The following is a 23,470-nucleotide window of genomic DNA, read 5'->3' as shown; positions in this document are numbered from 1 at the left end:
TCGTCCTATCTCTATCCATTATTGTACAATTACAAGCTCTAAAATGAAAGAAAAGCCCTTCCCCCGGAAGGAAAAGGCTTGTCTATTTATGCGTAAGAATGTAAACCGGCAATAATTAAGTTTACGGCAATTAAGTTAAACATAATAATAATGAAGCCGATAACAGCCAACCATGCAGATTTCTCTCCATGCCATCCTCGCGATAAACGAAGATGCAGGAACGCTGCATAGAATAGCCAGGTAATGAGGGCCCAAACTTCCTTTGGATCCCATCCCCAGAATCTGGACCATGCTTCCTGTGCCCAGATCATTGCGAATATCAATGCCCCTAATGTAAACACAGGGAAACCAATTGACACTGCACGATAACCGATTTCATCCATTAACTGAGAATTTGCTTTTTGGGCAAATGGTTTCAGAACAGCAGCGATTGGTTTGCGAATGATCAGTCGGATAAGACCATACAGGACTACCCCAAACAATAATGACCATGTAACCGTCGTTAATTTCTTTGCATTAACTAGTGGTGGCATTTCTGCCAGCGGTGTCATTGTTCCAGGTGTTAACGCCTTGTATTCATTCATTCCAAATATAGGCGGTGTGTTATACGTAATTTCTTGGTCTTTTTGTTCTTTATCCACATAACTAAATTTTGCTTCATAATCCATTACGCTGAATGTTGTAGTTGATGCAACAAATCCTAGTGTTAATACTAGCGTGAACATGACAGCTTCTAACCAAAAACTTTGCTTAGATCTTTTCGTCACGTCTACATTCTTCAGCAAGTAAATTAATCCTGCAACGGCGCTGATAGCTAGAATAGCTTCACCGAGTGCAGCAGTAATAACATGGACCGTTAACCAGTAGCTTTTCAATGCCGGTATCAATGGATTGATATCGCGTGGGAACATACTTGCAAAGCCAATAATGATAATGGCAATTGGTAAGGCAAACAACCCAAGCGATGGTGTACGGTAAATAAAATAGATTAAAATAAAAGCCCCGACAACCATCATGCCGAATGCAGTTGTAAATTCAAACAAGTTACTGACTGGCGCATGTCCAGCCGCAATCCAACGTGTGATGAAGTAAGCCAAATTTGCAATGAAACCAACAATCGTAACAATAATTCCGATACGTCCCCATCGCTTTTCAGAATCGGATGTTTCCGGCTTTGAGCCTTTTACAGCTCCACCAAAAAATAGTGTTGCAATCAAATAGCAAATAAATGCAACAAACAATAAATTCCCACTTATCGAGACGAGTGTCATGACGATTTCTCACCATCCTTTTTGAGCTCTTGAGATTCAGAATCTTGTTGATCCTTATACAGAGGCAATTGAGCAGCTTCCGTTACCTGATCCAACTCTTTTTTAATTGCAAACCAGTTTTTATTTGTATGGGCAGCTACAGCAAACTGTCCATCTTTTGTTTCATGTATCCATATTCTTCGGTGATTGAAGTATGAGCCTTGAGCCACTCCAATCATGAAAATCAGTCCACCTAAGGCCAAGATCCATAATGTTTTGTCTTTACGAATCGTCAATCCTGAAACATCACGCGTATCTACATTCTGGAATTCTAGTTTGTAGGCATTTTCTCCAAGTGGTTCCACTGTTTGTTTAATCGCAACAAAACTGGTTTCACCTTTAGGAGTTTCAGGTGTTGTCATTCGCACTAAAAAAGCTGGATTGTTCGGGACTGGAGACTTGGTTTGTGGTTCTCCATTTTCAAATCCAGAAAAATCAGGATAATAGCCTAACAATTTAACAGAAGAACCATTGCCTAAATCATATGTAGTCTCGGGGTTAACTAAATCTATTGCCAAGTCCCCTAATGATTCTCCTGTCGCTTTGTTTGAAAGAACAAAATGCATTGTTTTTAGCTCATCCAACCGGAAGTCCATTTGATACACGGCAAAGCCATCAAATTTCAAGGGCTTATTGACCTGAATGGATTCTTTTTTCACTTCTTCGAGATTTTCAGTTTGACCAGGTAAAGCAGATTCTGGTTTTTTGTATAAAACGACATCCGTCTGATAATTGGATGCAATCGTACCTACACGTTCAATGGCATCGCCGAATACTTCATCCGCTTGCTCTTTATCATAGGTTTCCAGAATGAAATCTTTACTTTCAAGGTAATAACCTGGCGCTTCTGGAATAGCACGTGTTTCACCTTCGCGGATCCACATCGTTTCATCCACATAAAATCCGGGCAGTGCACGAAGCATAACCCCGAACAGGAAAATAATAAGACCCACATGATTGACATAAGGACCCCATCTGGAAAAACGGCCTTTTTCTGCTAACAGTGCACCGTCTTCTCTCTTAACGTCATAACGTAGCTCTTTTAATTTAGCTTCACTTTTTGTTAACGTTTCTTGGCCTACACTTTCACCAAGAGCAAAAAGACGTTGACGTTTCATAAAGCTTTCATGTCTTCTTGTGCGTTGTTTTTTCAAAGAATTGTATAAAGGAATAAAACGGTCCAAGCTTGCAACTATTAACGAAATTCCAAGCATTCCAATTAATGTTTGGAACCACCAGGAGCCATACAAGTCAGATAAGCCCAATTCGTAATAGATTTTTCCGAATGTCCCATATACTCTTTCGTAATAAGCAGCAATATCCGCTTCTGTTGATGCGGGTACATAAAGAACTTGCGGCAAGATTGTTCCAATTGCAGCTGCCACCAAAATCATGATAATGATGGTTACACCGATCTTCACACTTGAGAAGAAGTTCCAGATTTTATCGATGATCGACTTGTTGTAGGTTTGCGAACGTCTTGCCGAACCTTCGTAACGCATGTCCGCTAATTTTAAATCTTTGGCTTCTTTCGTGAGGGGCCGACCACAGTTCCCACATAGCACTGTTCCTTCTGGATTTTCATGCCCACAAGCACAAATGATGTTGTTCATATGATTGACTCCTTATTCGGGACGTATCTGCTCCATAAAAAGAGCGATATCCTGTTCTGTCATCTCTCCGCGTACAATCTTTTCGATTTCACCATCAGGATTGATTAACAATGTCGTTGGAAGCGGGTCAATGTTATAGGCTTCCATTACACTTTTCGTTTTATCAATAACGATTGGGAAATCCAGACCATATTGGTCAGCAAACCGTTCCACTTCGAAATTGGACTGTGCAATATTTACAGCCAAGATTTGAACGCCTTGATCTTTAAATACTTCGTATTGGCGGTCCATAGCTGGCATTTCTTTAGCACACGGCTTACACCATGTACCCCAGAAATTCAAAAAGACCCCTTGCCCTTTATAATCTGACAAACGATGCTCTTCCCCATTTAAATCCACTAAAGTGAAATCCGGGGCTTCATCACCAACGCCAAGTACCTCAAACTTATCTTTCGTGGCATTGTTGTAAATGGTGTAAATGATTGCAACTGCCAGCACAGTTAGAATCAATGTGCGTATCAAAAACCTTTTTTGTTTCGTCTGAGCCATTTTTAGACCTCCTAGATGACGAAATAATCATTTTTCATTATAACAAAGAAAAGCGGTTGCTTAGACCGCAGATTTGAAGGGTTTGTGAACGTTTTCCAGAGTTCTGAAAACGTACTTTATAAATTTGAACCATCTACAAAATTTCCATTACCTACTAATTATGAACCAATTTTTCCTGTTTCAGCCATTACACGCAGTAATTTTACTTCGTGGGATGTTAACTCACGTGATTCACCTGCATTAAGACCATGCAGTGTTAAGAACGCAAATCGCTCACGTTTTAATTTTTGAACCGGGAATCCAATCGCATCGAACATACGGCGAACTTGACGGTTCTTCCCTTCATGAATTGTGATTTCAATAATTGCTTTGCTTTGTTTTGGATCAGCCGATAATAATTTCACACGGGCTGGAGCAGTTTTTCCATCTTCGAGAACAATCCCTCTTTCTAGCGGACGGAGTTGTTCCTTCACTGGGATACCTTTTACTCGTGCAACATATGTCTTGTCAATTTTGAATTTAGGGTGAGTCAATGTATATGACAAGTCGCCATCATTCGTCATAATCAATAGACCGGATGTCTCATAATCCAAACGCCCCACCGGAAACAATCTTTCTGGAATGTGCGGAAATAAATCAGCAACTGTTTTACGGCCTTTGTCATCCGTTACGGCTGATATGATGCCTCTTGGTTTATATAATAAGTAATAAACCTTTTGTTCCTTTTCCAATTTAACACCATCTACTTCAACAGTATCTGATGCAGATACTTTGGTTCCAAGTTCTTTAACAACTTGTCCATTCACTTTAACTTTTCCTTCTAAAATCAGTTGCTCAGATTTCCTTCTTGATGCAACCCCAGCATGTGCTAACATTTTTTGTAATCTTTCCATACTTTCACCTCATCGTCGATTCCTATACTCTTTAAAAATTATGTCACACTTTCACTCAAAACAAAAGAAGACCGCTTATTTAATAAGCAGTCTTCATCATTCATTCCGCTCAATATGTACTTTTTTTGTAAGTATGGTTTGCCCGTTTATTTGTACTTCCCATCTAGCCACTTTTTGAGACGTTTTAGCTCGATTTAAAACGACAAGATGTGAAACTTGTTCATCATTCTTTTTAAGGATGTATGATGGCTGGTCTGTTTTCATTACCAATCCACCAGGTAAATCATATGAGCCTTTTTCAATGACTTGAACTCTATCATATTGTGTAAAGACATTCTCTGCAAGTTGCTTATGCATTTGCCAATCGTTTGATTGGTTCAATGTGACAACAATAATTTCCTCATCGCCTTCTTTAAAATAAGTAGCAAGTGTTCTTCCTGCCGCTTTGGTGAATCCGGTTTTACCAGCAATCGCTGTATTTTCCAAGCGAACGAGTTTATGTTTGTTCTCCCAGAACTTTCCGTCATTCTTAAAATGAGGTGCCGTCAATATGGGCTGCAATTCTTTGTTTTCCATTGCGATTTTCAACATTAGTGCTGTGTCATAAGCAGTAGACATGTGCTGGTCATGATGTAATCCTGATGGGTTTTCAAAATGTGTATCTTTCAATCCCATAAGTCTGGCTTTTTCATTCATCAGTTTAACGAACCCTTCAACAGATCCTCCTGCATGCTCTGCAAGTGCTACTGCTGCATCGTTTCCGGACCTCAACATTAGGCCATACAACAATACTTCCACCGGTGTTTCTTCTCCATTTTTCAAATAAATGGATGAACCTTCCTGTGAAGTAGCATTGGGAGAAATCTCTGCTTTCTCTTTTAAGTCCACTTCATCAGCTACGACAACTGCTGTCCACATTTTCGTCAAACTAGCAATTGGCATCTGTTCATCCTCGCCACTCCCCATCAGTAATCGTCCTGTTTTGGCATCAATCACTGCATAAGATGATCCCTGAGCTTCAGAAAATCGAGGATACAAAAGACTTACACCTACAAGTAAAATTACCAGCACAATGAACCCTTTAATTCGCAATCAGCAGCACCTTTCGTTTTTTATTCTTGTTGTTCACCAAAGGCTTCCTGGAACTTTGTCATGAACAAATCTGTTTGGTCATCATCTTCCTCACCTTGCGTTTCAGGCAATGGAGGCAGCTCATTCATATCATTTAACCCAAATACATTCAAAAACTCTTTCGTTGTGCCGTAAAGGATGGCGCGTCCCGTACCTTCAGCGCGTCCGACTTCCTGAATTAGACCTTTGAGGCTTAATGTGTGCAACGGTCTTTCACTTTTCACACCTCGTAAGTCTTCAATCTCAATGCGAGTTATTGGCTGTTTATAAGCAACAATCGCCAACACTTCCAAGGATGCTTGTGAAAGAGGTTGATTTGTAGGGTTTTCAACAAGACGTTGAATCGTTTCTGCGTTCTGTCTTTTAGAAATCAGTTGATATGTACCTGCTAATTCTTTCAATTCAATTCCACGGGTTTTGGATTTTATGTACTCATCCTGTAATTTTTCTAATGCTTCTTTTACCTCTATAGATGTTGCACCTGTTAAATTTTCAATTTGCTTGCTCGATAACCCTTCGTCTCCTGTGACAAAAAGTAAACTTTCAATTTTACTCATCAATAGGCTCAAAAGATTCTTCCTCCCATCGATCGTTTATTAGATTAACTGTCAGATCATCAAAATTCTGACGTTGTTCGACCATTACCATTTGTCTTTTCATCAATTCCAGTAGCGATAAAAATGTGACCACCAGCGTTGGTTTGTCTTCAGACGGGAAAAGCTCAGAAAATGAACAACTTCCACCTCGGGATTTCAATGTTGTGAAAACACTTTTCATCTGATCTTTAATGGATAGTTCCTGTCTGGCAATTTTTGTTGCCAGTGGTGCTTTCAATCGTTTCCTTCTCAACATTTTTTGAAATGCTCCCAACATGTCGTAGACATTCAAGGGATCTTCAAATGCTGTTAATTGTTGAGTTGGTTGGTAGTCGGTCAAGTCACTTGGTGCTCTAGTGAAGACTTGTGCTCGTTGCTCTTCTAATTGTTGAAGATTCTCAGCTGCTTCTTTAAACTTGCGATATTCAATCAGACGATTCACCAATTCTTCCCTTGGATCATTCATATCAAGAACGAGGTCGTCATCGTCCAATTCGCCTTCGTGGATCGGAAGCAGCATTTTGCTCTTGATTGCTAGTAAAGAAGCAGCCATTACTAAATATTCACTGGCTTCATTCAATTCAAGCACCTGCATGGCACGAATATGTTCCATGTACTGTAAAGTTAAATCTGCCATTGGAATATCATATATATCAATTTCCAAACGATGGATTAAGTGCAATAATAAATCGAGAGGACCTTCAAAAGCGTCCAATTTTACTTCATAAGACATGTTAAGATCACCCGATCAAATAGATTCAAATTTTAGTATAGAGGAAGTGTGAGAAGAATGCATCCGTTGTTTCACCCACTTTTTATGCAGTTTGTCATATATTTTAATGAGCACGAGGATTATTTTGAATGCCACGAGGTGTTGGAAGAGTACTGGAAAGAGATTGCACCGAAAGATAAAACACATCCGCTTACTGCTTGGATTTTGCTTTCTACAGGAATGTACCACTGGAGAAGAAGTAATTTCAGTGGTGCAAAAAGATCGCTGGTCAAATCATACGAGCGCTTCCATTTAAATGGTACGAATGTTTTTACTGAAGGAATTAGCTATTCTGATCTCATGAATAATTTACAGAAATCAATTAAAAGTTTAGACGATAAAAACGATTTTCAGCCTTTTACCATTCAAGTCGAATCTCCTGACTTATTATCAGCTATTCATAATCAACCAGCATTAATCGCACTTACGGGTGATCAACTTATACACAAGCATATGCTCCGAGATCGTACAGAAATACTTAATGCACGTGAAGAAAAAAGAAGGAACAGACATTAAACGTCTGTTCCTTCTTGTTGGATAGAGCACTTATCTAAGAATGGTTTTGTTGATTCAGCAGCCGTTATCTCGTTACATGGAAGGAAATTGTTCACTTTAGACACCATTTCTTTTCCGATTCCTTCACCTCTAAATGAAGGAGTAACTGTAATATGCTGAACCAAACACTCAGTATCTGTCGTTTCTATTCCAATCAAGCCTACAAAATCTTCATCCTTTTTCCACATAAACAAATGCCAGTTTGGATTGTTTTCATAAGTATGAATGGTTTCTTGTAATTTTTTTATATCTTTTTCTTGTGGCATAAAGGACAGGAGACCCATCGCTATTTTCTCACAATTTTTTTTATATCGCACTAACATAATAAATCCCTCATTTTTGATTCCGCTTCAGCACCAATGACTATCCTACATCATTTGCAATAAAACTTCAACTCGCAATCCATTATTTAACAGTTTATTGGTTTGGTGCAATAAATATCCAATATAGAACTCCCCAGATAATTCCCACTAATAGAATAAACAGATAGAGTTTGTTATTCGTTCTTTTCATGAATGTGCCCCCACCGTTTCTCCCTGTAAAGAACAATCCAACCTGACAAGATCTTCATAGGTTTCTCTCTTTATGACCACGCGATGACTGCCCTCTTCCACGAACACCACAGCCGGTCTAGGGAGTCTGTTATAATTGCTTGCCATTGAGTATCCATAAGCCCCTGTGCAAAATACAGCCAGTATATCTCCCGCTTCAACCGATGGTAAAGAAATGTCTTCGATTAATTTATCGCCTGACTCACAGCATTTGCCGGCTACCGTATAAGTAGTAGTGGCTTCAGCTGTCATTTTATTCGCAACAGCGGCATCATATTTTGCTTGATAAAGAGCAGGACGGATATTATCTGACATCCCCCCATCGACAGCAAGGTAATTTCGAACGCCAGGCACTTCTTTTTGGGATCCAATCGAATAAAGAGTTGTCCCTGCGTCACCTACTAGTGAACGGCCTGGTTCAATCCAAATCTCAGGCATTGGATAATCTGCTTCACCAATTTCAGAGCGAATCGACCTGATCATGTCTTCTACATAAATTGCTGGTTGAAGTGGTTTATCTTCTTCTGTATAGCGGATGCCAAAACCGCCTCCTAAATTTAACACCGGGCAAATAAAGCCAAAATCTGTTTTCCAGGTAAGCATTTTCCCGATAAGTTTTTTCGCTGCTAAAGAGAAAGCCACCGTATCGAAAATCTGTGACCCAATATGGCAATGCATGCCTAGTAGACGAATAAATTTTTCATCTCTTACTGCATGGAACGCTTTATCTGCCTGACCATTATTCAAATCAAAGCCAAATTTCGAATCGGCTTGTCCTGTCGTGATATAGTCATGCGTGTGAGCTTCGATACCTGGCGTCACACGTAGTAAAATGTTAATTTGCTTATTATGGTTTTCTGTCAATCTCTTTAACTGTTCTATTTCATAGAAGTTATCAACTACAATACAGCCAATTCCAGCGTTTAAAGCAAAGAGTAATTCATCATCACTTTTGTTATTTCCATGAAAATGAATACGATCCACTGGAAAGCCTGCGTGAATAGCTGTGTATAATTCGCCTCCGGAAACAACATCCAAAGACAGTCCTTCTTCTGCAGCGAGCTGATACATCGCAATACTTGAGAATGCTTTACTCGCATATGCAACTTGAGCTTTAACGTGCTCACGTTCAAATGTTTGAATAAAAGCTAGGGCACGCTCTTTTATTAAAGCAGTATCGTATACATACAAAGGTGTTCCATAGTTTTTTGCCAATGTCAGTGCAGATGTTCCGCCGATAGTTAAATGACCCTGTTCGTCCACGGACTGTGTTCCAAATAAATGCATCTTCATCTCTCCCAGTGGTTTTTCAATATAAGAACTTTACCATAGGGAAAGACTCCGATGCAATGTATGGATTAGGAACGTTTACGTTTCGGTGAATGAACAATGAACGGTCTGAGTGCTCCATTGGATGATGGGAAACGGATAAGAATTCGAGCCAATGCTTTAGGGAAAAATGGGACAAGTGGCCATAAGTATGGTACGCCCATCGGTTTAATTGATACAAGGTAAAAGAATACGAACAAGATGCCCATGAAAAAGCCGTTGGATCCAAATGCGACGGTTGCTATTAGCAATGCATTCCTAAACATTTTAGCAGCCACACTTAATTCATATGACGGCAGTGCAAAAGTTAAAATCGCCGATACAGCGGTATATAAAACCACTTCAGGAATGAAGAGTCCCACATCGATTGCAATCTGACCAATGATAATGGCCGCCACTAAACCCATTGCCGTGGATAAAGGTGTGGGGGTATGAATAGCAGCAAGTCTCAAAAACTCCAGACCGATATCAGCTATCACAATTTGAAGGAAAAGTGGTACCTCTCCATTTTCTTTTGGACCAATATAGGAAAGAAACTCTGGCACACGATCTGGTTCTACCACTAGTAAATACCAGAAAGGTAAAAGTGTTAAACTCAGGAAAAATCCAGAGAAGCGGAGCATGCGGACGACCGTACCAATGATTGGGGCTTGTCGATACTCTTCTGCATGCTGCAGATGATGAAAGATTGTTGTGGGAACCAAAATTACAGAAGGAGACGTATCTACGATAATCGCAATGTGTCCTTCCAGTAAATGAGCTGCACATGTATCTGCACGTTCTGTATAACGGACGAATGGTACTGGATGAAACTTTTGTTTAAATAACCACTCTTCAAGCGATTTGTCGGTCATTGTCAATCCATCATGATGAATTTTCTTCATACGCTTGCGTAAATAATCGATGTGCTCCTCATTCGCAACACCTTTTACATAGGCAATAACCGTATCCGTTTGACCCCTCGTAGAAAGTTTCGTTAATTCAAAGCGTAGAGAAACATCGCGTATTCTTCTGCGGATTAATGCCGTATTCTGCAAAATATTTTCAGTAAATCCATCCCGTGATCCCCGGATGACTTTTTCATTGTCCGGTTCATCTGGTTGTCTGCCAGGATAAGAGCGGACATCAACAGTGAATACATATCCACCTGAAGTCACGATACCCAGCTGTCCACTTAATACCGCGGACAGCCAAGCATCTTTCGAATCGTAAATCGTGACAGAGTGATATGGAAAATAACTGTTCATCGCTTCAATTTCATGAATTTCCAAATTACGTTTGACTTGTGAAGATGTACTCTGAGTCAACGTCAAAATTTGGGTAAGTGTTGTGGAGTCAATCAGACCATTCATATAAACGAATAGCGACGGAATTGACCAGACATGTGCTTTTTTAACACCTACATCGAAGCTCTCTCCTTTTCCAAACTTCGAATAAACAAAGGATTCAGCATCAGGAATATTGGCAAAAAGTGACTTATTTATTGAGATCCATCCTTTAATGTTGCCTGTTTAGGTAACATCCAACTTTTCAGTTGCTTGAGTATTTTCTTTTCTAACCTGGACACTTGCACTTGTGAGATTCCGAGCCTGTCGGCAATATCACTTTGAGTACAGTCTAGGTAATAGCGTAAATAAATAATCATTTGCTCCCGTTTTCCGAGTTTCGATAAAATATCTCGCAATGGAATGTGATCAAATGAGCGCTCCGATCTTTCATCTCTTAATTGATCCATTAGGGTCAATGCGTCTCCTTCACTTTCAAACAATTGTTCATGAAGGGAAGCTGGGTCTCTCAATGCATCAGAAGCGAGTACTACTTCATCCATCGTCACATCGAGCGTCGTGGCAAGCTCGGACAGGGACGGCTGACGTTCATGAAGACGAATAAATTCATCTGTGGCATGACGAATTTTGAAACTCAGTTCACGGATGGAACGACTTACTTTAACCATGCCATCATCTCTGAGGAATCGTTGAATTTCCCCAATGATCATTGGTACCGCATAGGTTGAAAATTTCACTTCATAAGATAAATCAAATTTGTCGACAGATTTCATTAACCCAATACAACCGATTTGAAATAAATCCTCTAAATCCGCTCCCCGTGAAGCGAATCGTTGGACAATGGACCAGACGAGACGGGTATTTCCTTCAACCATGGTTTGTCTGGCAACTTTGTCTCCTTGTTGGGACAACAAGATTAATTCTCGCATTTTTTCTTGAGTCAACAACACGGGTTGTTGTCCGATAGGCGTCGTCATCGTTCACCTAAAACGAAGTTGGATTGTATGGGTAAGAATTCCTTCGTAAAGGTAATCGCAGTTCCTTTCTGAGGCTCTGACCATACCGATAAATGATCTGAGAAACTTTCCATAATGGTAAAGCCCATTCCGGAGCGTTCTCTCTCCGGTTTGGATGTATAAAGTGGTTCCATTGCTTGCTCAACGTTAGGAATCCCTCTGCCTTCATCACTGATTGTCATCGTGATGGATTGTCCAGTTCTTTTGGCACGTATGGTTACGATGCCCTCCCCATCCTCTTCATATCCATGAATGATGGCGTTTGTGACTGCTTCAGAAACAATTGTTTTAAACTCAGCTAATTCATCAATGGTTGGGTCAAGAGATGCAATAAAACTCGTCATCACCATACGTGCCAAACCTTCATTTTCACTAATGGCAATAAACGATAGCGTCATTTCATTGTCCATTTAAAATACCCCCTAACTGTGCGATTGTTTCTTCTTCTGTTGTTGGCCAAACATAGGAACCGAGACCAGAATATTGAAAGATTTTTTTCATCGTTTCAGAAGGATGTAAAATGACGGTTTGTCCATTGGTAGGAACAAAATCTCTCATTCTTCCTAAGATAAGTCCAATTCCTGCACTATCCATAAAATGTAAGTCTTGCAAGTTCCATATAATGGCACGAAGAGTTCCTCTGTAAAGAGATTGTGAAATTTCGTCACGGATTGTTTGTGTGGCATGATGGTCAAGTTCGCCTTTTAAGCGAATAATTGCTATACCGTCTTCGACAAATAATAGTTGATGTTTCATCTAGTAACTCCTCCTTTCCGTGACTATTCGAGGTGAGCTACTTCAATTCCTTGTCGTTGACAAATAAAGGCTAAACCTCTTATTTCTCGACAGAAATTGCACCATTCTATTCATTAACAGTATGGAAAATCTTTCATTCATTTAAACATCATCGGCGAAAAAAGGTTTTACTTTTTTGTAGGTTTTTATGTATTGAGCTAAAGGAAATTTCTGAGACATAAATTCAAAATAAAATAATGAAAAAGAGGTCCCTGCTTCAATTGCATCATTGTGGTCTAAAGAATAAAAAGGAAGGGGTTGTGACATTGTCACACCCCCTTCCTTTTTTGTTTGACTCATGAATGCGGTTTGAGGAATCGATTCATTATTAAGTGGTTTACACATTTTTCATAAAATTTCACTTTGGTTCATCTTCCCTTTCATTAATTCATATAATGTTTTGAGAGGAGGCGTGACAAAATGGATCGATTTATTCTCTTAATGTTGGCTAGTATTTTAGCTGGTTTCGCATTATTAAAGGTTCCCTTATCAGGTACTTTCTTAGCAGGTTTAGAGCCCATAACTAACGTAATCGGTGTTTTAGCTATAGTAATATTCTCTCTTTTCCTAATATTTAAAGGTGTAATGGCACTTCTGGGAAAATAAAATGGCGTTAAGAAAAAACTGCACCCTGCCGGTTAGACACAGTCTAACCGGCAGGGTGCAGTTTTTGTCAAAGTATTAACTTGCCACAAAAAAGCGATCTCAATTGAGACCGCTTTGATGATTTAGATTAATGTGTGATGATTTCTTCGATTAATTTTGGCGCTTTCGTTGGTTCTTTTGAGAACTCGATATATTTGTATAATATCTCCATTACTTGTTCTACATTTTGAGTGTTAGCGTGGATTGTTGCAAGGGACTCACCCTCTTTAACCGCGTCGCCCACTTTTTTGTGAAGAACGATACCGACTGCTAAGTCAATTTCAGATTCTTTTGTTGCACGTCCGGCTCCAAGAATCATAGCAGCTGTACCAATTTCGTCAGCCTCAATGAAAGAGATATATCCACTTTCTTTAGAAGGCACTTCAAACGTATATTGAGCTTGTGGCAATAATTCCGGTGAGTCAACCACTGCTGGATTTCCACCTTGACCTTCAATGAAGTTTTTCAGAATTTCAATCGCAGATCCATTTTCAATCACTTCAAGGAGCATACCGCGTGCTTCTTCCAAGTCTTTTGCTTTCCCGCCGACAACGACCATTTGACTACCTAACACCATGCATAGTTCTGTTAAATCTTCAGGACCTTTGCCGCGAAGTGTATCAATCGCTTCTTTCACTTCTAATGAGTTCCCAATTGCAAAACCTAATGGTTGGCTCATATCAGAAATGATAGCCATTGTTTGACGACCTACGTTGTTACCGATCTGTACCATCGCTGTTGCTAATGCACGAGCATCTTCTACAGTTTTCATGAACGCGCCTTCGCCCGTTTTCACATCAAGAACAATAGCATCTGCACCTGCTGCGATTTTTTTACTCATAATTGAACTTGCGATCAATGGAATGCTGTTTACAGTTCCCGTAACATCACGAAGCGCATATAATTTTTTGTCTGCAGGAGTCAAGTTACCACTTTGACCGATTACAGCAAGTTTCATTTCATTAACTTGTTTCGTAAATTGTTCAGTTGTCAATTCAACATGGAAGCCTTCAATTGCTTCCAATTTATCAATCGTACCGCCCGTATGACCAAGGCCACGACCGCTCATTTTAGCAACCGGTACACCACATGCTGCCACTAAAGGTCCAAGCACTAGTGTAGTTGTGTCACCCACGCCTCCAGTTGAATGCTTATCCACTTTAATACCTTCGATACCTGACAAGTCAATCTGATCACCTGACTCAACCATTGCAAGTGTCAAATCTGCACGTTCACGATCACTCATGTCTTGGAAGTAGATCGCCATCAATAATGCACTTACTTGGTAATCAGGAATGCTTCCGTTTGTATATTGCTCAATGAAAAAACGAATTTCTTCCGTAGTTAATTCTGCGCCATCACGTTTTTTTTCAATTAAATCAACCATTCTCATGAATGTTCACCTATCCTTCAGTTTAAGTGGGAAAGGAAACTGCGGCCAAATTTAGGCATAGAAACTTTAAAGTTTTCCGCAATTGTCGCCCCTATATCAGCAAATGTTTCACTTAGTGGAAGTTCTTTTCCTTCCGTAAAGCGAGGTGAATAAGCCAGCACTGGCACAAATTCACGAGTATGATCCGTACCTGGGAAGGTAGGGTCATTTCCATGGTCAGCTGTGATAATTAGTAAATCTTCATCAGTCAAAGCGTCCAATACTTCTGGCATACGTGCATCGAAAGCTTCCAATGCCTCTCCGTAACCGATTGGATCACGACGGTGACCATACAAGGCGTCGAAGTCTACAAGATTCAAGAAACTGATGCCATGGAAATCTCTTTTCACGACTTCAGCCAACTTGTCCATGCCGTCCATATTGTCTTTTGTACGCAATGACTCAGTTACACCTTCATTGTTGTAAATGTCTGAGATTTTACCAATGGCAATCACATCATAATTTGCATCTTTTAGTTCATTCATCACTGTACGTTCAAATGGTTTCAATGCATAGTCATGACGATTGGTTGTACGCTTGAATTCACCTGGTTGTCCGATAAATGGACGTGCAATGACGCGTCCTACTAGAAACTCGGGTTCAAGTGTTAATTCGCGTGCAATTTCGCAGATTTTATATAGTTCTTCTAAAGGAATAATTTCTTCGTGAGCAGCAATCTGCAATACTGGATCCGCAGACGTATAAACGATAATTGCGCCTGTTTCCATATGTTCTTGACCTAACTCGTCCAAAATTTCCGTACCACTTGCTGGTTTATTGCCAATGACTTTACGCCCTGTCTTTTCTTCCAATGCTTTAATTAATTCTTCTGGGAATCCATCTGGGTAAACTTTAAAAGGTTGATCAATGTTTAGACCCATGATTTCCCAGTGACCTGTCATTGTATCTTTACCTACTGAAGCTTCCTGCATTTTCCCATAATAAGATGAAGGAACCGTTACAGGCTGAATACCTTGGAATGGACGAATATTAGAAAGTCCCATTTTTTCAAGGTTTGGCATGTTCAATCCATTCATTTTTTCTGCAATATGTCCAAGTGTATCTGAACCTGTGTCCCCGAATGATTGGGCATCTGGTGCTTCGCCAATTCCAACGGAGTCCATAACAACTAAGTGAATGCGTTTAAATGATTTATGTGTCATACAAATCCTCCTTCAACTACTATTCATATCTTATCAAATGTATGGAAAAAATACACGTCAGACTTCTGACGAATTAAGTTTGATTATGCTCTCGGGTGAAACTGCTTGTACACATCTTTTAATCGCGTTTTGCTCACATGTGTGTAAATTTGAGTTGTTGATATATCCGCATGTCCAAGCATTTCCTGTACAGCACGTAAATCGGCTCCGTTTTCTATCAAATGAGTGGCAAAAGAGTGGCGCATTGTATGTGGAGTAAGTTCATTTTGAATGCCTGCTTTCACTGCATACTCTTTCATTAGTTTCCATACGCCCTGTCTCGTCAATCCTTTCCCACGTTGATTGACAAAAATAATATCCGTTCGATGGGAAGGTTTGATCAATTTCGGACGCCCTTCTTTCAAATATTGTTCACATGCTGCCAGAGCTGTTCGGCCTAAAGGAATAATTCTTTCTTTTCCTCCTTTACCGAAGCATCTGACAAAACCCATCGTTAAATGTAAATCTTCCATGTTCAAAGTAATACATTCACTGATTCGCATCCCTGTTCCGTAAAGAATCTCCAATAATGCCCGATCCCTCAAGCCCTGCGGTTTATCCAAATTTGGCGCAGCAATCAATTCCTCTACTTCTTCAATTGACAATATCTTTGGTAACGTACGATCCATTTGTGGCATTTCTAGATGCACAGACGGATCTGAATTTGCGATCTTTTCTCGAATTAAAAATTGATGAAACGATCTGATCGATGAAATATGGCGAGCTAAAGTACGAGATGATTTACCTCCTACTTTTAAGGACTGCAAGTGAGAAAGTATATGAATTCGCTCGACATCATTCAGTGTGGACAATTGTTGAACTTTTGCAAGATCCTTAATATAGACAAGTAGATCACGTTCGTATGAAGTTAAAGTATTGGTAGATAATTGTCGTTCTACACGTAGGAAATGAAGATAATCTGCGACTGCATCTTGCATTTCTTTCATAATAATCCCTCCCTGTAAACACACTTTTATGTACATATATGAAATGGTCTATTTTTTTTATTAATGAAAACGTAAAAAAGGATAGCAATTCTGCCATCCTTTTGTTTTACAGTATAACATGTCTGAGTCTTGGCTTTAGCCGCTTTTCTGTTACTCAGATTCTTCTTTTTCATCATGGTTATCGTGACACCGCCAACAAATACCATGGAACGTCAATCGATGATCTTTGATTTGGAAATTCCATCGTTTTTCCACAATGGCTTCTACATCTTCCAACAAGTCTTCCTGGATTTCATCTACGGCTCCACATTCAATACATACGAGATGGTGATGGAAGTGTGCTGCACCTTCCTGACGCAAATCGTACCTTGAAACACCGTCTCCAAAGTTAATTTTATCGACAACTTTTAATTCTGTAAGAAGTTCAAGTGTTCGATATACTGTTGCAAGTCCAATATCAGGTGCTTTATTTTTAACGAGAAGGTATACATCTTCCGCACTCAAATGATCTTCTTCATTTTCAAGAAGCACTCTAACTGTCGCTTCACGCTGTGGCGTCAGTTTATAGCTCGCACCATGAAGCTGCTTTTTTATCCGGTCAATACGGCTCTCCATGTGACGCCCCCCCAAACTTCCTTCATTATACCAAATTGGTCTTTCTCATTACAAGATAGAGAAAGTTAACCAAACGATAACAATTATAATCTAGTATGGATTATAAACCATGAATATATGGAAGGACAAACAATTCAAGTCCGATTAACACAATATAGATAAGACTAAGCACGCCTATTCCTTTAAAACTACGAGCTTGTTTGGACTGATTATATGATGGTGGAGGCACAAGCAAGAAGCCAATTAGTAACAATAAAGAGCAATAAATCAATTGGAATGGAAACCACCACAATGCATATGCCCAAAATTCAGTTTCCTGCGCAATCAAGAATCCTGAGCAAATTCCCCAGAAAACAGCTCTCATTGTCCCTATTAATAGAATGGCATATTTCAGGATCAAGTGAGTAGCGAACAAAAGAAATAATAGAATCGTTACGAGTTGCGGGAGAATTGAATCAAAACCACTCGGTATATTTTCATTTAATAACCTCGGGTCGATCCAATGAATGACTCTTTCAACTTGATCAAAAGGCATTTTTGAATACAGCCATAATCCTCCTAAATAACCGATGACTAACAATCCTAGTAAATAAAATAGTGGGAAAGAGCGAGTCAACATCCGCCACCTACCTTTCATAGAGTAGCTTATGCGTGTCCCACTATCAATCATTCATCGTTTCTGTAAATATTCCTTTGCCCAAAGAACGCTGTATGCCGTCTTGGCATCAAAGATTTGTCCAGACTTCATCATCTCTTCCGCTTCTTCTATGGTTGCCTCAATGATTTCAACGAACTCATCTTCATCCAGGGACGCTGCATTTTCTATTTTTGATAGTCCTTCTGCTACGTACACATGAATAATTTCATCAGCAAATCCAGGTGAAGTGGCGAACGATTGAATATGCGTTAATTTTTCACAGCCGTAGCCCGTTTCTTCTTCCAGTTCTCTTCTTGCAGTTACTTCAGGCTCTTCTCCCGGCTCTAGTTTACCGGCTGGAGTTTCAATTAGCGATCGTTCAAGTGCTTTTCGATATTGCTCGACAAAGACAATTTTGCCTTCATCCGTAATTGGCAAGATGGCAACTGCTCCTGGGTGTTTAACCAGCTCCCGCTTCGAAGTTTTGCCATTTGGCAATGTCACTTCATCCACTCGAAGAGAAATAACTTTCCCTTCATAAATCGGTGTTGACGATATCGATTTCTCTTCATATTTTTTCATATTTTTCGCCCTTTCTGTTTGTCTATTTTCAAAGACAATTGTACCATGTATGAAATGAGGAGGCTGACTGATGAATAAACGTGAACTTGGACACAGCGGATTGATGGTATCGGAAATCGGACTGGGTTGTATGTCGCTCCCGACAAATCAACATGAAGCGAAACTGATAGTGGATGCAGCCATTGAACAAGGCATTACATACTTTGATACGGCGGATTTATATGATAAAGGTGAAAATGAAGTTGTTGTTGGACACGCTTTGAAAGGAAAACGACAGGACATCATTTTGGCGTCCAAGGTGGGGAACAAGTGGAAGGAAGATGGTTCAGGTTGGACGTGGGATTCATCCAAGTCTTATATCACATCGCAAATTAAAGAAAGTCTTAGCAGGCTTCAAACAGATTATTTAGATTTGTATCAATTACATGGTGGAACGATGGAGGATGATTTGGAAGAAGCAGTCGATGTATTTGAATCCTTGAAAAAAGAAGGTCTTATCCGTGCATACGGCATATCATCCATTCGACCGAATGTTATTGATCGGTTCCTACGGGACGGTAATGCTAGCTCTGTCATGATGCAATACAGCATGCTAGACCGACGACCCGAAGAATGGTTTGAGATGATTGGTTCTCATGGTGCTTCGGTTGTTACTCGGGGTTCTCTCGCTAAAGGTCTTCTTACTCAAGATGCATTAAAACGTGCCGAAAAATCGGATGGATACGGGGAATACAGTAAAGAAGCATTAATCGATACACTTTCACAACTCACTCAAAGCACACAAAACCTGCATAGCTCAGCATTGGCTTTTGTGCTTCAACACGACAAAGTTTCAGCTATATTGGCAGGTGCAAGCTCAGCAAATCAATTAGAGGAGACAATGAAAGCATATCATCAACCTATATCTTCGGAGCAGCTAGCACACTTGAAGCAATACTTAAGAGCGGATATGTATACCGATCATCGTTTATAAGTAATGGTTGGAATACTCTTTCCTATCTGCGAAATTTTGCTCATGTTGTAACCTTTGAAATAAATTTGATTAAAATTTAGAGAGTATCCTCTATTTCAAAATATAAAAACAAACCTCGTATTTTCGGATTAAAATACGAGGTTTCGCTTGTATGTTTTTATTTTTATATAAAATATAAATACGTTACTTATTCAATGGTAACTGAATCGTTTCAATAGTGTATGGTTCTTTAACCAGTTCAAGTGACCCATTATTGTCTATCATTTTGTATACACCAACAACGGGTGTTATGGTTAGGGTTGTTGCTTCCTCATGAAAAACCGTAGTAGTTATACGCGAATAATTCACGTGATTCTTGAAATCTGTGCTATGACCTGTACCATTGTAATGAATAGTTTTGTACTCATTTCCTAAATTATCAGATACAAGATATTCAATAAGTACACCACGCCATTCTTCATCCTCTTTTGCTATTTTGCGAACATCTGCATATTCTGATAAATATAGTGTTGTGGATATAGGTGTTTCCGTCATTTTTGTAACTACAACCTTAATATCTTTCTCTTCACTTTTTATACTATCATCAAATTTTTGTGTTTCACTTTCAAGAGCATTTAATGAAAATTGAAATGACCAATCTCCATGAAAAGTATTATTTACATTATTTAAATTAAGAATATTGTTTCCATGCCATGTTATATGAACTTCATCCGGTTTGGGACCATCTATTAATTCGTAGATATATAATACTGCGTACTCATTGTCGTTTATTTTTTCTATAACATAACTGTTAAAGTAACCACTGTCCTTATACATATTCTTAAATTCATCAACAACCCATTCTCCCATTAAAACAGGTCTTTCTCCTAAATCCTGTTCACTTTTTATTGTATAAGCTACCGTAATATTTTCCCCATCATATACAGCATCTGTTACCGTTACACTAATCCCATTACTTTCTTTTGTAACCCCAATTTCTGTTGAATACGTATCATATTTTTCAAATACATATTTCTCATCATCAATAAATAATTCGAATATATTACCAATAACCGGAAGTTTCGCTGCAAAGGTAGGAAATGTGAAACTTAAAGTTATACTTGAAGCCACGAAAAAGGCAACTGCAACCGACATGTTTCTTGAAAAGTGATTCTTCTTTTTCCCTTTCATTACAGCCCTTTTAACCCTTTCCTTTTCGAGATCGCTTACTTCCATTGGTTGAATATCCATTTCAATATTCAGTTTAGTAAATTGTTTATATAGTTTTTTCAAGTCAATAACCCTCCCAAACGAATTTGTTGTAATCTTTTTTTCCCACGATATAATCGATTATCAACAGATGCCTTTGTTAAACCAAGGTGTTGGGAAATCTCTTCATTTTTCATATTTAAAAAGAATTTCATCGTAAAAATATCACGGTCTACTGGTTCTAATTTCGTCATCATTTTTAAAATATCTTCTGTTGATGACCATACAAAAAATTCCTCTTCGGCTGATTTCACAGCATTCTTGATTTCATTAATATCAGTAACTATTTCAGTTTTTGACAGTTTTCTTTGTTTATCAATCGCTTTAAACTTAGCTATGGTACAAATCCATCTTCTGAAGTCTTCCTGATTCCCTTCAAATTGTCTGGAATTATCATAGACGCCTAAAAACGTATCATTTATACATTCTTCTACCAACTGAGGATCATTATAGGATTGGAGGGAATTGTAGATAATTGCTTTTACAATTCCGATATATTCCTCAATTACATATTCAAGTGCTTCTTCTCTCTTTCTTTTAAGATGTTTTATAAAATTTTCACTTGTAATTCTCATACAACAACTCCTAATTAGATTGTAAAGGCCTTTATACTTAAAACATCGTTCTGATTTGGATATATTCTCATGTTTTTCAAAGAAATTTATAAAAAGATGAAAAAATTTGTTTTCAATATGAACAACATTTGAAACAAATGTTGTTATTTTCATTAGAATTTGGGGGTCTTTTTAATTGGCATTTCCAAAAAGAAATTCATTTTAGTGCTTCTTAAAATAAACTGCACCGTTATTTGAGTGTAACATCCCACACTGGATTGCCACTTGAGGTTTTGGACATAAAAATAGACCATCGAAATGATGGTCTTGTTTCCTAAACATGAATTAGGTGCAGGTACATTACATTTTAATTTAAGTATTCACTGATAAAGCATATCGATTCTCATTTGTAGCTCATATATGTGATAATTTTAAACAAACTCTTTTTAAAAGGATGAAACTATATATATATGTGAGATTTTTGTGTTAGTTTGAACATGTTACTTAAATATGTTTCATAGGAGGCAATGTGAGTGACAAAGTTTATTGATGATTTTGCTGGTGCAATATTTGATATCTTCAAGTTTGTGTTAAAAAGCTTGAGTTATTTTATAGCTGGTATGTTGATTGTTGGCGTGCCTCTATATTTGATTGTCTTAGTTATTAATTTCTTAAAGTGAATAGTTTCATCTAATAATGACAAAGCAAAAGGACTTCAAAATTTGAAGTCCTCTTTTTCTTAAAACTTATTGCCCTTCATGCCATACTCATCCAGAAGTTCCGCAAATGATTTGTTTTTTTCTTTTTGTTTACGATTAAATTCAGCTTGCGCCAGTCGTTCTTCCTCTTGTTGCCGCTCTGTATCCTGCAACTGCTTTTTAGCTGACTTCAGTTTTTCAAGCACATCTCCTTGAAGTTGATCAGCTAACGTATTTCCTGATTGTTCAGAACGCTCAGGTTGTCTGCGTTGTTGCTGTTGCTGTTTCTTTTTTACCATCTTTTTTCACCTTCTGCCTATGCTCTTTTCACAATTGTTGCGACCCCTTGTCCGCCACCAATACATAATGTAGCTAACCCAGTCTTCGCATCTTGCTTCGTCATTTCATGCAATAGAGATACGAAAATACGTGCGCCGCTCGCGCCGATTGGGTGCCCTAGAGCGATCGCGCCACCATTAACATTCAGCTTATCGTGATCAAATGCTAGTTCACGATCAACCGCAATTGATTGTGCAGCAAAAGCTTCATTTGCTTCTACCAAATCAATATCAGCCATAGATAGACCTGATTTTTCAAACACATTTTTAACTGCTTGAACCGGACCGATTCCCATCACTGATGGATCGACGCCAGCTGAAGCGTTAGCTACGATAGTTGCTAACGGAGTTAAACCTAACTCGTCTGCTTTTTCTTTAGACATCACGACAACAGCTGCCGCTCCGTCATTAATACCTGAGGCATTCCCTGCAGTGACACTGCCTTCTTTTTTGAATGCTGGACGCAATTTACCTAATTTTTCAGCAGAAGTTCCTCGTTTTGGATATTCGTCCGTATCAAATACGATCGGGTCTCCTTTACGTTGTGGAATTTCGACAGCTACAATTTCTTCTTTAAATTTCCCGGCATCTATTGCTTGTACGGCACGTTCCTGTGAACGAGCTGAGAACTCGTCTTGCTGTTCCCGGGTAATTTCGTAACGATTACAAAGATTTTCTGCTGTAATACCCATGTGATAATCATTGAAAGCACACCATAAGCCATCAGAAATCATACTATCTACTACTTTTTGATCCCCCATTCGGAAACCTTCGCGTGCATTTTTCAATAAATATGGAGCCTGGCTCATGTTTTCCATTCCACCTGCCACAACAATGTCCGCGTCCCCTGCGATAATTGCCTGTGTTGCCAAATGAACCGCTTTCAATCCAGATCCACATACCTTATTAATTGTCATCGATGGAACCGTCTCCGGCAGACCAGCTTGAATTGATGCCTGTCTCGCAGGATTTTGACCAAGACCAGCTTGTAAAACATTCCCCATGATTACTTCACTTACTTGATTGGGTTCTAGACCTGCTTTTGCTAGCGCTTCTTTTATGACAATCGCACCTAACTTTGTAGCCGGTACGTCTTTTAATGACCCTTGAAATGAACCAATTGCTGTACGGACAGCACTTACGACAACCACTTCTTTTGTTGACATTGTAAATCCTCCTAATCCCCTAAGAAAATATATTTGC

At 39.0% G+C, this 23,470-nt stretch carries 28 protein-coding genes; 4 read left to right on the top strand and 24 right to left on the bottom strand.

The window, feature by feature from the left end; all coding sequences use genetic code 11:
- Nucleotides 1–86: 86 nt before the first annotated feature.
- The 7 genes from ccsB to M9R32_RS00885 all read right to left on the bottom strand — a co-directional run bounded on the left by ccsB (nt 87) and on the right by M9R32_RS00885 (nt 6,825).
- Nucleotides 87–1,271, bottom strand: a complete 1,185-nt coding sequence (gene ccsB / locus M9R32_RS00915) for a c-type cytochrome biogenesis protein CcsB (RefSeq protein ID WP_269924861.1) — start codon at nt 1,269–1,271, stop codon at nt 87–89.
- Nucleotides 1,268–2,923: a cytochrome c biogenesis protein ResB gene (resB, locus tag M9R32_RS00910; protein ID WP_269924860.1), complete on the bottom strand. Its 1,656-nt coding sequence runs from the start codon at nt 2,921–2,923 to the stop codon at nt 1,268–1,270. Before resB ends, ccsB begins: the two co-directional genes overlap by 4 nt.
- 12 nt (nt 2,924–2,935) lie before the next feature.
- Complete coding sequence (gene resA, locus M9R32_RS00905; RefSeq protein WP_269924859.1) at nt 2,936–3,472, bottom strand: thiol-disulfide oxidoreductase ResA; 537 nt, start codon at nt 3,470–3,472, stop codon at nt 2,936–2,938.
- Between the two features lie 158 nt (nt 3,473–3,630).
- Complete coding sequence (locus tag M9R32_RS00900) at nt 3,631–4,365, bottom strand: pseudouridine synthase (protein ID WP_016427450.1); 735 nt, start codon at nt 4,363–4,365, stop codon at nt 3,631–3,633.
- A 96-nt stretch (nt 4,366–4,461) separates the two neighbouring features.
- Nucleotides 4,462–5,457 (bottom strand): D-alanyl-D-alanine carboxypeptidase family protein, encoded by a 996-nt coding sequence (locus tag M9R32_RS00895; RefSeq protein WP_269924858.1) that lies wholly within the window; start codon nt 5,455–5,457, stop codon nt 4,462–4,464.
- A 20-nt stretch (nt 5,458–5,477) separates the two neighbouring features.
- The gene (gene scpB, locus M9R32_RS00890) at nt 5,478–6,053 is read right to left on the bottom strand and encodes an SMC-Scp complex subunit ScpB (protein ID WP_269925105.1); all 576 of its coding nucleotides are present in this window, start codon (nt 6,051–6,053) and stop codon (nt 5,478–5,480) included.
- Nucleotides 6,046–6,825 (bottom strand): segregation/condensation protein A, encoded by a 780-nt coding sequence (locus M9R32_RS00885; RefSeq protein WP_269924857.1) that lies wholly within the window; start codon nt 6,823–6,825, stop codon nt 6,046–6,048. Before M9R32_RS00885 ends, scpB begins: the two co-directional genes overlap by 8 nt.
- 57 nt (nt 6,826–6,882) lie before the next feature.
- On the opposite strand from M9R32_RS00885, the gene M9R32_RS00880 reads away from it, so the two are divergent.
- Nucleotides 6,883–7,380 (top strand): DUF309 domain-containing protein, encoded by a 498-nt coding sequence (locus M9R32_RS00880; protein ID WP_269924856.1) that lies wholly within the window; start codon nt 6,883–6,885, stop codon nt 7,378–7,380.
- Here the strand turns inward: M9R32_RS00880 and M9R32_RS00875 are convergent.
- From M9R32_RS00875 to M9R32_RS00845, 7 genes are all read right to left on the bottom strand, one after another.
- The gene (locus M9R32_RS00875) at nt 7,377–7,742 is read right to left on the bottom strand and encodes a GNAT family N-acetyltransferase (protein WP_269924855.1); all 366 of its coding nucleotides are present in this window, start codon (nt 7,740–7,742) and stop codon (nt 7,377–7,379) included. The two genes, M9R32_RS00880 and M9R32_RS00875, sit on opposite strands and share 4 nt — an antisense overlap.
- Nucleotides 7,743–7,928: 186 nt before the next feature.
- The gene (gene lysA, locus M9R32_RS00870; protein ID WP_269924854.1) at nt 7,929–9,257 is read right to left on the bottom strand and encodes a diaminopimelate decarboxylase; all 1,329 of its coding nucleotides are present in this window, start codon (nt 9,255–9,257) and stop codon (nt 7,929–7,931) included.
- Nucleotides 9,258–9,328: 71 nt separating this feature from the next.
- Nucleotides 9,329–10,783, bottom strand: a complete 1,455-nt coding sequence (locus M9R32_RS00865; protein WP_269925104.1) for a spore germination protein — start codon at nt 10,781–10,783, stop codon at nt 9,329–9,331.
- The gene (locus M9R32_RS00860; RefSeq protein WP_269924853.1) at nt 10,780–11,562 is read right to left on the bottom strand and encodes a SigF/SigG family RNA polymerase sporulation sigma factor; all 783 of its coding nucleotides are present in this window, start codon (nt 11,560–11,562) and stop codon (nt 10,780–10,782) included. The genes M9R32_RS00865 and M9R32_RS00860 overlap by 4 nt, the downstream gene beginning before the upstream one ends.
- Nucleotides 11,559–12,011 (bottom strand): anti-sigma F factor, encoded by a 453-nt coding sequence (gene spoIIAB / locus M9R32_RS00855; RefSeq protein ID WP_269924852.1) that lies wholly within the window; start codon nt 12,009–12,011, stop codon nt 11,559–11,561. Before spoIIAB ends, M9R32_RS00860 begins: the two co-directional genes overlap by 4 nt.
- Nucleotides 12,001–12,357 (bottom strand): STAS domain-containing protein, encoded by a 357-nt coding sequence (locus M9R32_RS00850; protein ID WP_016427460.1) that lies wholly within the window; start codon nt 12,355–12,357, stop codon nt 12,001–12,003. Before M9R32_RS00850 ends, spoIIAB begins: the two co-directional genes overlap by 11 nt.
- A gap of 141 nt (nt 12,358–12,498) precedes the next feature.
- Entirely contained in the window at nt 12,499–12,663 is a 165-nt protein-coding gene (locus M9R32_RS00845) for a hypothetical protein (RefSeq protein ID WP_269924851.1), read from the bottom strand.
- A gap of 153 nt (nt 12,664–12,816) precedes the next feature.
- On the opposite strand from M9R32_RS00845, the gene M9R32_RS00840 reads away from it, so the two are divergent.
- Nucleotides 12,817–13,002: a hypothetical protein gene (locus M9R32_RS00840; protein ID WP_269924850.1), complete on the top strand. Its 186-nt coding sequence runs from the start codon at nt 12,817–12,819 to the stop codon at nt 13,000–13,002.
- Between the two features lie 127 nt (nt 13,003–13,129).
- On the opposite strand, the gene M9R32_RS00835 is transcribed toward M9R32_RS00840, so the two are convergent.
- The 6 genes from M9R32_RS00835 to M9R32_RS00810 form a co-directional block, all read right to left on the bottom strand.
- Nucleotides 13,130–14,434, bottom strand: coding sequence for a pyrimidine-nucleoside phosphorylase (locus M9R32_RS00835; RefSeq protein WP_269924849.1), 1,305 nt, complete (start codon nt 14,432–14,434; stop codon nt 13,130–13,132).
- A 17-nt stretch (nt 14,435–14,451) separates the two neighbouring features.
- Nucleotides 14,452–15,636, bottom strand: a complete 1,185-nt coding sequence (deoB, locus tag M9R32_RS00830) for a phosphopentomutase (protein ID WP_269924848.1) — start codon at nt 15,634–15,636, stop codon at nt 14,452–14,454.
- An 83-nt stretch (nt 15,637–15,719) separates the two neighbouring features.
- Nucleotides 15,720–16,622 (bottom strand): site-specific tyrosine recombinase XerD, encoded by a 903-nt coding sequence (xerD, locus tag M9R32_RS00825; protein WP_269924847.1) that lies wholly within the window; start codon nt 16,620–16,622, stop codon nt 15,720–15,722.
- A 150-nt stretch (nt 16,623–16,772) separates the two neighbouring features.
- The gene (gene fur, locus M9R32_RS00820; protein ID WP_269924846.1) at nt 16,773–17,237 is read right to left on the bottom strand and encodes a ferric iron uptake transcriptional regulator; all 465 of its coding nucleotides are present in this window, start codon (nt 17,235–17,237) and stop codon (nt 16,773–16,775) included.
- Nucleotides 17,238–17,337: 100 nt separating this feature from the next.
- Nucleotides 17,338–17,856, bottom strand: coding sequence for a hypothetical protein (locus M9R32_RS00815; RefSeq protein WP_269924845.1), 519 nt, complete (start codon nt 17,854–17,856; stop codon nt 17,338–17,340).
- Between the two features lie 51 nt (nt 17,857–17,907).
- Nucleotides 17,908–18,456 (bottom strand): NUDIX domain-containing protein, encoded by a 549-nt coding sequence (locus M9R32_RS00810; RefSeq protein WP_269924844.1) that lies wholly within the window; start codon nt 18,454–18,456, stop codon nt 17,908–17,910.
- A gap of 70 nt (nt 18,457–18,526) precedes the next feature.
- Between M9R32_RS00810 and M9R32_RS00805 the strand changes: the two genes are divergently transcribed.
- Nucleotides 18,527–19,429, top strand: coding sequence for an aldo/keto reductase (locus M9R32_RS00805; RefSeq protein WP_269924843.1), 903 nt, complete (start codon nt 18,527–18,529; stop codon nt 19,427–19,429).
- A gap of 183 nt (nt 19,430–19,612) precedes the next feature.
- Here the strand turns inward: M9R32_RS00805 and M9R32_RS00800 are convergent, their stop codons facing one another.
- On the bottom strand, nt 19,613–20,701 hold the full coding sequence (locus tag M9R32_RS00800) for a DUF4179 domain-containing protein (protein WP_269924842.1): 1,089 nt from the start codon (nt 20,699–20,701) through the stop codon (nt 19,613–19,615).
- Nucleotides 20,698–21,252 (bottom strand): sigma-70 family RNA polymerase sigma factor, encoded by a 555-nt coding sequence (locus M9R32_RS00795; protein WP_269924841.1) that lies wholly within the window; start codon nt 21,250–21,252, stop codon nt 20,698–20,700. The genes M9R32_RS00800 and M9R32_RS00795 overlap by 4 nt, the downstream gene beginning before the upstream one ends.
- A gap of 512 nt (nt 21,253–21,764) precedes the next feature.
- On the opposite strand from M9R32_RS00795, the gene M9R32_RS00790 reads away from it, so the two are divergent.
- Nucleotides 21,765–21,911 (top strand): hypothetical protein, encoded by a 147-nt coding sequence (locus M9R32_RS00790; RefSeq protein WP_269924840.1) that lies wholly within the window; start codon nt 21,765–21,767, stop codon nt 21,909–21,911.
- A 59-nt stretch (nt 21,912–21,970) separates the two neighbouring features.
- Here M9R32_RS00790 and M9R32_RS00785 read toward each other — a convergent pair whose 3' ends face one another.
- Together M9R32_RS00785 and M9R32_RS00780 are read right to left on the bottom strand one after the other, a co-directional pair.
- On the bottom strand, nt 21,971–22,228 hold the full coding sequence (locus tag M9R32_RS00785; RefSeq protein ID WP_269924839.1) for a YqkE family protein: 258 nt from the start codon (nt 22,226–22,228) through the stop codon (nt 21,971–21,973).
- A 17-nt stretch (nt 22,229–22,245) separates the two neighbouring features.
- Nucleotides 22,246–23,433, bottom strand: coding sequence for an acetyl-CoA C-acetyltransferase (locus M9R32_RS00780; protein WP_269924838.1), 1,188 nt, complete (start codon nt 23,431–23,433; stop codon nt 22,246–22,248).
- Nucleotides 23,434–23,470: the final 37 nt, after the last annotated feature.

Source organism: Paenisporosarcina quisquiliarum, assembly GCF_027563315.1.
GTDB classification, from domain to species: domain Bacteria; phylum Bacillota; class Bacilli; order Bacillales_A; family Planococcaceae; genus Paenisporosarcina; species Paenisporosarcina quisquiliarum.
Note: the sequence above shows the minus strand (reverse complement) of the source record. Positions and strands in the feature narration are given on the sequence as shown.